Source organism: Streptomyces sp. B3I8 (assembly GCF_030816915.1).
GTDB lineage: Bacteria > Actinomycetota > Actinomycetes > Streptomycetales > Streptomycetaceae > Streptomyces.
The window spans coordinates 4,052,582-4,062,564 of the sequence record NZ_JAUSYN010000002.1; the positions used below are offsets into that span (position 1 = coordinate 4,052,582).

Genomic DNA, 9,983 nt, shown 5'->3' on the forward strand with positions numbered 1-9,983 from the left:
CCGTGCTGACCATCCACGCGGCGGACGCGCTGCGCCGTACCTGGGAGTCGGAGTCGGAGCCGGTGGCGGACGGCGCGGTCGCCGTCGAGGGCGACCGTATCGCCGCGGTCGGCACACGCGCGGAGCTGACGGCCCGTTACCCGGCGGCCCGCGTGCGCCGCTGGTCCGGCACGCTGGGCCCCGGTCTCACGCACGAGGGTCCGCTCCCGGACGCCCCGAGCCCCCGCGAACGCGTCCACGAGGTGCTGAAGCGGGGCGCGGTGGCGGTCACGGCCGCCCACACCACCCCCGAACTCCGCACAGCCGCCGCCCGCACCGGCGTGACCGTCCTCCCCACGCCACGTCCCCCGACTCCACTGACCGCGGGCCACCGGGCCGACCTGACGGTCCTCACGAACGTCATGGACGTCGCGAACGTCATGGACGAGAACCCGGTCCGGGCCACCATCTGCGCCGGCCGGCTGGTCCACCGCCGCACCTGACACGAACCGGGGGCGCCCCGGCGGGGGCGCCCGCCCGCGCACCCCCCGGAGGGAACCGTCACCCCGAGAAGGCCTCCGCGAAGTCCCCCGCCCCCTGCTTCACCCCACTGCAATCCGTCGCCGCATCCCCCGAGGACGCCGCCCCGTCCTCGCACTGCTGATCCCGGAACGCCGACCACATCGACACCCACGCCACCCCCTTCCCTTCCGCGAACGCCCGCACCCGCTCCGCGTCCGCGACGGTGAACGTCTCCCCGTCCACGTCGTTGACCCCCAGCATCGACGTGAGTGCCGGCCCCCGCCACGCCCCCTTCGACGACAACCCGAACACCTCCTCCACCTGATCGTGCGCCGCCTCGGCGGAGGTGATCGCGTAGTCGCCCATGTCCCCCGTGTGCGAACTGCCGTAATTCATCGTCATGATGTCGACCGTGGAGACCTGCACCCCGTGGTCATCGGCGGACTCCAGCAGCGCCACACCGTCCGCCTCCAGCCCCGACGGCATCACGGGCAGCGTGAACGACACCGACAGGTCGGCGCGCTCCTTCTGCAGCAGCGTGATCGCCTCGGACCGCAACGCGATCGAATCGGAGTCGGCCAACTCGTCGCCCTCGATGTCGAAGTCCGCCTGCGCGGCCCCCGCCGCGTCCAGCGCGGCCCCGTACGCCTTCGTCAGTGCGGAGGCACTGCCGCAGGTGGCCCCGAGCTCCTTCCCGGAGGACCCGCCGAAGGAGACCCGTACCGAGGCGCCGGACTTCTTCAGTGCCGCGATGCGGGACTTCACCGCCGCGTTGCCGAGGGTGTACTGGCCGTTCCGCTTCGCAACGCAGTCGTCGCCGTCGGAGATGACGAAGGCGAGGTTGCACGTCGAGGGAGAACCGGCGGTGTCCATGCCCACGGCGGTGGTGGCACTCACGTACGGCTCGTAGGAAGTCGAGGACCCGCCCGGCGAACTGCCCGCGCCCCGTGAACCGGCGGACGAGCCCCCTGAACCGGAAGAAAAGCCTCCCGAACCGGAAGACGAACCTCCCGCGCCGGAGGAGGAGGCCCCGTCGTCGGCGGAGCATCCGGCACAGGCCGGCGCCACCAGGCAGACGAGCCCGACGGCCGGCCTCGGAGAACTCCTCATCACACACGCACCCCCTTTCGTGATTTCCGCCCAGGGTGGTGAACTCCGCCTGGGAACGGTGGTTTCCGTCCCGGGGAAGGTGATCCCCGTCTCGTCTCCGGGAAACGGAGGCGCATTCCGAGCGGTCCGAAGAATGGAAGAGTAAATGAAGCACACGCCGCTGTGCCGTCGATGACAGAAAAGGCTCGCTTCACCCAGGGAACGGACAGGTCCGGGGATTTTTCTGGGCCGGCTCACAACTCGTCCAGAGTTCGGGGCACATAAAGCGTCTCTACTGTCCGGGGAATGCAATCCGAGTCCGCCATCGAAAACCGTGCCGTCGTGCCCACCGGGCGCGGTCGCCGTCGCGAACGCGGCAACGGGGGGTCCGGCGAGGGACCCGTGTTCCTCGACACCTCCGGCCGCAGGGCGATGGCAGGACCGGATCGCGACCCTCCTCGACGCGCGGGCGGTCACCGTCTGTCTCTGGCACGAGATCGCGCTGATCCTGGCGGTGCCGCTGATCGACCGGTTCTGGAACGTACCCGCGTCCGAGAAGTACCTGCCACTGGAGAGCCAGTGGTTCATGTGCGGCACCGGCCGGCTGCTGATCGCCGTGTTCGTGCCGCTGTGCGGAGGGGTGGAGGACGTGGAGGACGTGGTGGCGGAGAAGCGGCCGAGGCCGCTGCCGGGGTGAACCGGACCGGGTCCGGTGCCGGGGTGAGTCCCGTGCCGGGGCGAGTCCGGGTCGGTCCGGTCCGTGCTGCCACAATGGCCGGGTGACCCGCGCATCCCTGAACAAGCAGCCGCACGAAGTCGCCTCGATGTTCGACGACGTGGCCGAGCGGTACGACCTCACCAACGACGTCCTCTCGCTCGGCCAGGACCGGGTGTGGCGCAAGGCGGTGGCCAAGGCGGTCGACGCGCGCCCCGCGCAGAAGGTGCTGGACCTCGCCGCCGGTACGGCGACGTCGTCGCTGCCGTTCGCGCGGACCGGTGCGTACGTCGTCCCCTGCGACTTCTCGACCGGCATGCTGCGGGTCGGCAAGCAGCGGCACGCCTGGCTGCCGTTCACGGCGGGGGACGCGACACGGCTGCCGTTCAAGGACGACACGTTCGACGCGGTGACGATCTCCTTCGGGCTGCGCAACGTGCAGGACACGGACACGGCGCTGCGCGAGATGCACCGGGTGACGAAGCCCGGCGGCCGGGTCGTGATCTGCGAGTTCTCGCACCCGACGTGGGCGCCGTTCCGCACCGTCTACACCGAGTACCTGATGCGGGCGCTGCCGCCGGTGGCGCGGACGGTGTCGTCCAACCCGGACGCGTACGTCTACCTCGCCGAGTCGATCCGCGCCTGGCCCGACCAGCCCGCCCTGGCCGCGCGCCTGACCGGGGCCGGCTGGTCCAAGGTGGCCTGGCGCAACCTGACGGGCGGCGTGGTGGCCCTGCACCGGGGCTTCAAGGCGGAGTGAGGTCCCGCCGCCGGGCCGCTCACCGGACGAACGCGTCCTTCGAGCGCGTCGCGCGGGCCCACCGGATCACTGGATGAACAGGGATTCGCCCGGCTCGTCCAGTTCGCGCCGCATCCCGCCGGGGGGCGGGACCGGGCGCCGCGGCTCCCGAACACCGCCGCCGCCCTCGCCCGCGCCGAACTCGAACCAGACGGTGACCACGGTGCCGCGTGGGACCTCGGTGCCGGGCGGCGGGTACTGGCGGACCACGTGGTCCACGACGGTCGTCATCGCGAAGTCCGGCCGGTCGGGTGCGGAGAGCAGCACTCCCTGTGCGGCGGCGCTCTCACGGGCGTCCACGGCCATCAGTCCCACGAGACGCGGAACCCGCACCTCGGGCGTTTCGGGTGTTATTCGCACGGCTGTCACCCCCAGCGGTACGCCCAGGGTAAGCACGGGTGGGGCCCGGCCGGAAGTGCCCGGCGCCGTACCGTGACAGATCGCCACGGAGAGTGACGACGGGTCGGTCGCGCCCCTCGGCCGGTCCGGCCGAAGCTCCTGAATAGACTGCCCCTGTCCACCGCCGGGCCCCGGCGTTCCACCCTCGAGACTCGGGGAGACCCACGTGACCGAGCCCCAGCCCCTCACCGAGCACACCGCCGATGTGATCGTCGTCGGGGCCGGACCAGCCGGTTCCACCACCGCCTACTACCTCGCCAAGGCGGGCCTCGACGTCCTGCTCCTGGAGAAGACCGCCTTCCCCCGCGAGAAGGTCTGCGGCGACGGCCTCACCCCCCGCGCGACCAAGCAGCTCGTCGCCATGGGCATCGACATCTCCGAGGAGGCCGGCTGGCTCCGCAACCGGGGCCTGCGCATCATCGGCGGCGGCGTCCGTCTCGAACTGGACTGGCCGGACCTCGCCAGCTACCCGGACTACGGACTCGTCCGCAAGCGCGACGACTTCGACGAACAGCTCGCCCGCCAGGCCCAGAAGGCCGGCGCCCGGCTGTACGAGCGCTGCAACGTGGGCGCCCCGATCACCGACGACCGCACCGGCCGCATCACCGGCGTGCACGCCAAGCTGGGCGAGGAGAAGAAGGAAGTCACCTTCCACGCCCCCCTCGTGGTCGCCGCCGACGGCAACTCCACCCGGCTGTCCCTGGCGATGGGCCTGCACCGCCGCGAGGACCGCCCGATGGGCGTCGCCGTCCGCACATACTTCACCTCGCCCCGGCACGACGACGACTACCTGGAGTCCTGGCTGGAGTTGTGGGACCGCCGCGGCCCCCAGGACCGGTTGCTGCCGGGGTACGGCTGGATCTTCGGCATGGGGGACGGCACGAGCAACGTCGGTCTCGGCGTCCTCAACACCTCCGCCGCCTTCAAGGAGCTCGACTGGCGCGAGATCCTCAAGGCCTGGTGCGCCTCCATGCCCGAGGACTGGGGTTACACCCCGGACAACATGACGGGCCCGATCCGCGGCGCCGCCCTTCCCATGGCGTTCAACCGCCAGCCGCACTACACCAAGGGCCTGCTGCTGGTCGGCGACGCGGGTGGCCTGGTCAACCCGTTCAACGGCGAGGGCATCGCGTACGCGATGGAGTCCGGGCAGATCGCCGCCGACGTCATCGTCCAGGCGCACGCCCGGGCGACGCCCGCCCAGCGGGAGATCGCGCTGCGCCGCTACCCGCAGGTCCTGAAGGACACCTACGGCGGCTACTACAACCTCGGCCGGGCCTTCGTGAAGCTGATCGGCAACCCGAAGGTCATGCAGATCGCCGCGCAGCGCGGCCTGACCCACCCGGTGCTGATGAAGTTCACCCTCAAGCTCCTCGCCAACCTCACGGATCCCACGGGCGGCGACGCGATGGACCGCATCATCAACGGCCTGTCGAAGGTGGCCCCGAAGGCGTAGGCGGAGAACTCCCCGGACACCGCCGGCCCCAGGAGGCGCGGGAAGCCCTTCGGGGGCCCTTCAGGGGCTCCCGGAGGGCTTCCGGGTGCCGGGGGCGCCCGAGGGGGTCCGGGTCGGCACAGCCGAAGCCACCGCCCGTGGGAGGGGCGGTGGCTTCCGACCGTATGGATCATGTACGCGCCGGGTGGCGCGCCGCGGAGGGCGTGGTGTGGGCGGCGAACCGCTCAGAGCACGCGCACCGCACCGCTCGGCGGGTCGTAGGAGAGCGGCCGCTCCACGACACCGCTGGACGGGTTCTGCGCGCCGACGAACATGCCGTCGCCGACGTAGACGCCGACGTGGTACGCGCTGCCCGCGCCACCCCAGTACAGGATGTCGCCCGGCTGCAGGTTGCTCAGCGAGACCTGGGTGCCGGCCGTCGACTGGTCCTGCGAGACGCGCGGCAGGGTGATGCCCACCTGCTTGAAGGCGGTCTGCACCAGGCCGGAGCAGTCGTACGCCGACGGACCGGTGGCGCCGGAGACGTACGCCTTGCCGACCTGAGCCTTGACGAAGGCGATGACCGCCGCCGCCGACCCGGTGGGCGTGGACGAGGACGTGCTGGTGCCCGACGAGACGGTCGTGGCGAGGGTGGTGCGGTCCGAGGAACGCGAGGCGGCCTCGGCGGTCTTGCGCGCGGCCTCCGCCTTGCGCTTGGCCTCGTCCTTCGCCTTCGCCACCTTCTTGGCGTGGGCGAGGTCGGCCTTGGCCTCCTTCGCGGCCTGCGCGGCGGCGGTGTCGCGCTCGGCACGCAGCTGGTAGTTGGCCGCCGCCTGCTGGGTGGCGTCCGCGGACTGCGCGATCTGCTGCGCGAGATCGGCCGTGAGCGTGGGCAGCTCCATCGTCTGCGTCACAGGCTCGGCCGCACTGGCCTGAGCCGAGGCGCCGGCCACGGCCAGGGTGCTGAGCACACCACCGGCGACTCCGGCCCGCACCGCGACCGAGGACGCGTTGCGGCGGGGTTTCCGGTGGCTTCGTATGTGAGCGGTGTGGGACATGGGTCTAAGCGGTACCAGGGGCTCCTCCATACCTTCAAGAAACGTGTGCTCCGCCACAGTTGTTCAATCGAGACCTGAAATTCCTCCGAGTCGCCCCTCATTGACGCCGTAACGGGCATAGCGGGTGCAGTCGATCAAGCCCGTGATCATGGTGTTTCGTTGTTACGCCCGAATTGCCCAGTGCCTACCACCGGTTGAGGCAGATGGCCAAGCCCGGTTCTTGAACGCTCGTCGCCGGTGTGGCGCAGGTCACAGTGGGGAGGTCCGGTGCGGTGGCCCGGCGGGCGGCGCCCGGCCCGATGCCGGCCGGGCGGCGGTCGGGCGCCGGTGATGTCGGCCCGGTGTCGGCCGGACGCGCCCGTGGTGGCCGGCCGCGATGCCGCGCCGCTCGTGAATACGGGCACATGTCCGGTTCCGTCACCATTGCGGGCGCCTTCTCTCGCCGTCCGCGCGAACAGTCCCCTCTATCAAGGGATCTGGCGGCACGCCAATTTGCTTTGGACGGCGACGGCTTGATAGAGGAGTCGACGCTGTGACCTGCGTCGACGAGCGGAAATGTCACCTCTTGGTGATCGTCTGGATGCTTCGCGTACGAAGATCACCGCTCATCCGGCTTCATGATCGTTCGCCGGGTGGTGGAGATCACAAAGTACGTCGTGACCCCCGTGTCGCAGATCACAGACCCTCGGGCATAGGATGCGGGGCAGTTGGGCTTGTGACCTGCTTCACATGAACGCGATCTTCGTCGGAAAAGGTGGGGAGAGCGGGGACCGTGAGGGGGCCGCCGGCCCGGCGCAACCGCCAGTCAGTGCCGACTGAGAGGAGCGAGGAGCGGTGAACGCGTATGCGCCCATCCTCGTACTGGGAGCCCTCGGGGCAGGCTTTGCGATCTTCTCCGTGGTCATGGCCACGCTGATCGGTCCGAAGCGGTACAACCGCGCCAAGCTCGAGGCCTACGAGTGCGGGATCGAGCCGACCCCCACGCCGGCCGGCGGCGGGCGGTTCCCCATCAAGTACTACCTGACGGCGATGCTCTTCATCGTCTTCGACATCGAGATCGTCTTCCTCTATCCCTGGGCCGTCACCTTCGACTCCCTGGGGATCTTCGGGCTCGTGGAGATGCTGCTCTTCGTGCTCACCGTCTTCGTCGCGTACGCGTACGTATGGCGGCGCGGCGGCCTGGAATGGGACTGAGGGGCAATAGGACATGGGACTCGAAGAAAAGCTGCCGAGCGGCTTCCTGCTGACCACCGTCGAGCAGGCCGCGGGCTGGGTGCGCAAGTCGTCGGTCTTCCCGGCGACCTTCGGACTGGCCTGCTGCGCCATCGAGATGATGACCACCGGGGCCGGCCGCTACGACCTGGCGCGATTCGGCATGGAGGTCTTCCGCGGCTCGCCGCGCCAGGCCGACCTGATGATCGTCGCGGGCCGGGTCAGCCAGAAGATGGCGCCCGTGCTGCGGCAGGTCTACGACCAGATGCCCAACCCGAAGTGGGTGATCTCCATGGGCGTCTGCGCCTCCTCGGGCGGCATGTTCAACAACTACGCGATCGTCCAGGGCGTCGACCACGTCGTCCCCGTCGACATCTACCTTCCGGGCTGCCCGCCGCGTCCGGAGATGCTGATGGACGCGATCCTCAAGCTCCACCAGAAGATCCAGCACTCCAAGCTCGGCGTGAACGCCGAAGAGGCGGCCCGCGAGGCGGAGGAGGCGGCGCTCAAGGCCCTGCCCACGATCGAGATGAAGGGGCTGCTGCGATGAGCGACGCGAACAGCACGCAGGGTGGCGCGAAGAACGCACCCGGTGACGCGAAGCCGGCCGCGGGCGACGTGAAGCCCGCTGCGGACTCCAAGCCGGCCGCGGACTCCGGGCCCGCCGCGGGCGACGCGAAGGCCGCCGCCGGTTCGAAGGCCGCCGGTGCCCCGGACGCGCCCAACCCCGAGAAGGACCTGTCCGCCGAGAACCTCCCCGGCAGGCGCGGCGAGGGCGGCGAGGAGATCCGCGTCCAGCGCGGCATGTTCGGCGCGAACAACGGCGGCGACACCTCCGGCTACGGCGGCCTCGTCCGCTCCGTCCGGCTCCCCGGCGCCTCGACCCGGCCCTACGGCGGCCCGGACGGCTACTTCGACGAGGTCGCCGACGAGTTGGAGGGCGCCCTGGAGGAACAGGGCCTGGTCCCCGGCAACGTCATCGACCGGACGGTCGTCGACCGCGGCGAACTGACCTTCCACATCGAGCGCGAGTTCCTGCCCACCGTCGCCAGGACCCTGCGCGACGACCCGGCGCTCCGCTTCGAGCTGTGCACCGGAGTGAGCGCCGTGCACTACCCCGGCGACAAGGGCCGCGAACTGCACGCCGTCTACCACCTGCGCTCGCTCACCCACAACCGGGTGATCCGGCTGGAGGTCAGCGCCCCCGACGCCGACCCGCACATCCCCTCGCTCGTCCCCGTCTACCCGACCAACGACTGGCACGAGCGGGAGGCGTACGACTTCTTCGGCATCGTCTTCGACGGCCACCCGTCGCTGACGCGGATCATGATGCCGGACGACTGGCAGGGCCATCCGCAGCGCAAGGACTATCCCCTCGGCGGCATCCCCGTCGAGTACAAGGGCGCCCAGATCCCGGCTCCGGACCAGCGGAGGTCGTACTCGTGAGCACACAGTCGGCATCAGCACGTGAGACCACCGAAGGCACCGTCTACACGGTGACCGGCGGCGACTGGGACGAGATCGCCCAGAGCGCCGCGAAGTCCGACGACGAGCGCATCATCGTCAACATGGGCCCCCAGCACCCGTCCACGCACGGCGTGCTCCGGCTCATCCTGGAGATCGACGGCGAGACGGTCACCGAGGCCCGCTGCGGCATCGGCTACCTCCACACCGGCATCGAGAAGAACCTCGAGTACCGGACGTGGACCCAGGGCACCACGTTCGTGACGCGCATGGACTATCTGACGCCCTTCTTCAACGAGGCGGCGTACTGCCTCGCCGTGGAGAAACTCCTCGGCATCGAGGACCGGATCCCCGACCGCGCCACGATCATCCGCGTGCTCCTGATGGAGCTCAACCGGCTCTCCTCGCACCTGGTGTGCATCGCCACCGGCGGCATGGAACTGGGCGCGACCACGATCATGATCTACGGATTCCGTGATCGTGAACTCATTCTCGACATCTACGAACTCGTCACCGGCCTGCGCATGAACCACGCGTTCATCCGCCCCGGCGGACTCGCCCAGGACCTGCCGCCCGGCGCGGTGGACCAGATCCGCGAGTTCGTGAAGAAGATGCACAAGAACCTCCCGGAGTACGACAAGCTCGCCACCGGGAACCCCATCTTCAAGGCCCGCATGCAGGACGTCGGCTACCTCGACCTGGCCGGCTGCATGGCGCTCGGTGCCACCGGCCCGATCCTGCGCTCCGCCGGACTGCCGCACGACCTGCGCAAGGCACAGCCCTACTGCGGCTACGAGACGTACGACTTCGACGTGCCCACCGCCGACACCTGCGACTCCTACGGCCGCTTCCTGATCCGCCTGGAAGAAATGCGCCAGTCGCTCAGGATCATCGAGCAGTGCCTGGACCGGCTGCAGCCCGGCCCGGTCATGGTCGCCGACAAGAAGATCGCCTGGCCCGCCCAGCTCGCGTTGGGACCGGACGGCCTGGGCAACTCCCTGGACCACATCAAGAACATCATGGGCACCTCCATGGAGGCCCTGATCCACCACTTCAAGCTGGTGACCGAGGGGTTCCGCGTCCCGCCGGGACAGGCGTACGTGGCCATCGAGTCACCCAAGGGCGAGCTCGGGGCGCATGTCGTCTCCGACGGAGGCACCCGGCCCTACCGGGTCCACTTCCGCGACCCGTCCTTCACCAACCTTCAGGCCATGGCGGCGATGTGCGAGGGCGGCCAGGTCGCCGACGTCATCGTCGCCGTGGCGTCCATCGACCCCGTGATGGGAGGCGTCGACCGGTGACCACCACCCC

Annotated in this window: 10 protein-coding genes and 1 pseudogene; 8 read left to right on the forward strand and 3 right to left on the reverse strand. The window is 70.0% G+C overall.

What is annotated here, in order from left to right; genetic code table 11:
* Window positions 1-2 precede the first annotated feature (2 nt).
* The gene (locus QFZ64_RS20155; RefSeq protein ID WP_307067707.1) at window positions 3-482 is read left to right on the forward strand and encodes a hypothetical protein; all 480 of its coding nucleotides are present in this window, start codon (window positions 3-5) and stop codon (window positions 480-482) included.
* Between the two features lie 58 nt (window positions 483-540).
* Here the strand turns inward: QFZ64_RS20155 and QFZ64_RS20160 are convergent, their stop codons facing one another.
* On the reverse strand, window positions 541-1,611 hold the full coding sequence (locus QFZ64_RS20160; protein WP_307067709.1) for a chitinase: 1,071 nt from the start codon (window positions 1,609-1,611) through the stop codon (window positions 541-543).
* Window positions 1,612-2,020: 409 nt separating this feature from the next.
* On the opposite strand from QFZ64_RS20160, the pseudogene QFZ64_RS20165 reads away from it, so the two are divergent.
* Both QFZ64_RS20165 and QFZ64_RS20170 read left to right on the forward strand, forming a co-directional pair.
* A pseudogene (locus QFZ64_RS20165) lies at window positions 2,021-2,287 on the forward strand (acyltransferase); the annotation flags it as partial.
* 82 nt (window positions 2,288-2,369) lie between these two features.
* Window positions 2,370-3,065, forward strand: coding sequence for a demethylmenaquinone methyltransferase (locus tag QFZ64_RS20170; RefSeq protein WP_307067711.1), 696 nt, complete (start codon window positions 2,370-2,372; stop codon window positions 3,063-3,065).
* A 66-nt stretch (window positions 3,066-3,131) separates the two neighbouring features.
* Here the strand turns inward: QFZ64_RS20170 and QFZ64_RS20175 are convergent, their stop codons facing one another.
* Entirely contained in the window at window positions 3,132-3,464 is a 333-nt protein-coding gene (locus QFZ64_RS20175; RefSeq protein ID WP_307067713.1) for a PASTA domain-containing protein, read from the reverse strand.
* Between the two features lie 205 nt (window positions 3,465-3,669).
* On the opposite strand from QFZ64_RS20175, the gene QFZ64_RS20180 reads away from it, so the two are divergent.
* Window positions 3,670-4,959: a geranylgeranyl reductase family protein gene (locus QFZ64_RS20180; protein ID WP_307067715.1), complete on the forward strand. Its 1,290-nt coding sequence runs from the start codon at window positions 3,670-3,672 to the stop codon at window positions 4,957-4,959.
* 224 nt (window positions 4,960-5,183) lie between these two features.
* On the opposite strand, the gene QFZ64_RS20185 is transcribed toward QFZ64_RS20180, so the two are convergent.
* Window positions 5,184-5,996, reverse strand: a complete 813-nt coding sequence (locus QFZ64_RS20185) for a C40 family peptidase (RefSeq protein WP_307067717.1) — start codon at window positions 5,994-5,996, stop codon at window positions 5,184-5,186.
* An 834-nt stretch (window positions 5,997-6,830) separates the two neighbouring features.
* Between QFZ64_RS20185 and QFZ64_RS20190 the strand changes: the two genes are divergently transcribed.
* Genes QFZ64_RS20190 through QFZ64_RS20205 form a run of 4 tightly spaced genes read left to right on the forward strand, consistent with a single transcriptional unit; the run spans window position 6,831 to window position 9,973 of the window.
* Complete coding sequence (locus QFZ64_RS20190; RefSeq protein WP_030379754.1) at window positions 6,831-7,190, forward strand: NADH-quinone oxidoreductase subunit A; 360 nt, start codon at window positions 6,831-6,833, stop codon at window positions 7,188-7,190.
* 13 nt (window positions 7,191-7,203) lie between these two features.
* Complete coding sequence (locus QFZ64_RS20195) at window positions 7,204-7,758, forward strand: NADH-quinone oxidoreductase subunit B family protein (RefSeq protein WP_307067722.1); 555 nt, start codon at window positions 7,204-7,206, stop codon at window positions 7,756-7,758.
* The gene (locus QFZ64_RS20200; protein WP_307067724.1) at window positions 7,755-8,654 is read left to right on the forward strand and encodes an NADH-quinone oxidoreductase subunit C; all 900 of its coding nucleotides are present in this window, start codon (window positions 7,755-7,757) and stop codon (window positions 8,652-8,654) included. The genes QFZ64_RS20195 and QFZ64_RS20200 overlap by 4 nt, the downstream gene beginning before the upstream one ends.
* Window positions 8,651-9,973: an NADH-quinone oxidoreductase subunit D gene (locus QFZ64_RS20205; protein ID WP_307067726.1), complete on the forward strand. Its 1,323-nt coding sequence runs from the start codon at window positions 8,651-8,653 to the stop codon at window positions 9,971-9,973. Before QFZ64_RS20200 ends, QFZ64_RS20205 begins: the two co-directional genes overlap by 4 nt.
* Window positions 9,974-9,983: the final 10 nt, after the last annotated feature.

Coding starts and splice junctions, on each gene's coding strand:
- QFZ64_RS20160 (WP_307067709.1), bottom strand. CDS start 1,611: ATGAGGAGTTCTCCGAGGCCGGCCGTCGGGCTCGTCTGCCTGGTGGCG.
- QFZ64_RS20185 (WP_307067717.1), bottom strand. CDS start 5,996: ATGTCCCACACCGCTCACATACGAAGCCACCGGAAACCCCGCCGCAAC.
- QFZ64_RS20195 (WP_307067722.1), top strand. CDS start 7,204: ATGGGACTCGAAGAAAAGCTGCCGAGCGGCTTCCTGCTGACCACCGTC.
- QFZ64_RS20200 (WP_307067724.1), top strand. CDS start 7,755: ATGAGCGACGCGAACAGCACGCAGGGTGGCGCGAAGAACGCACCCGGT.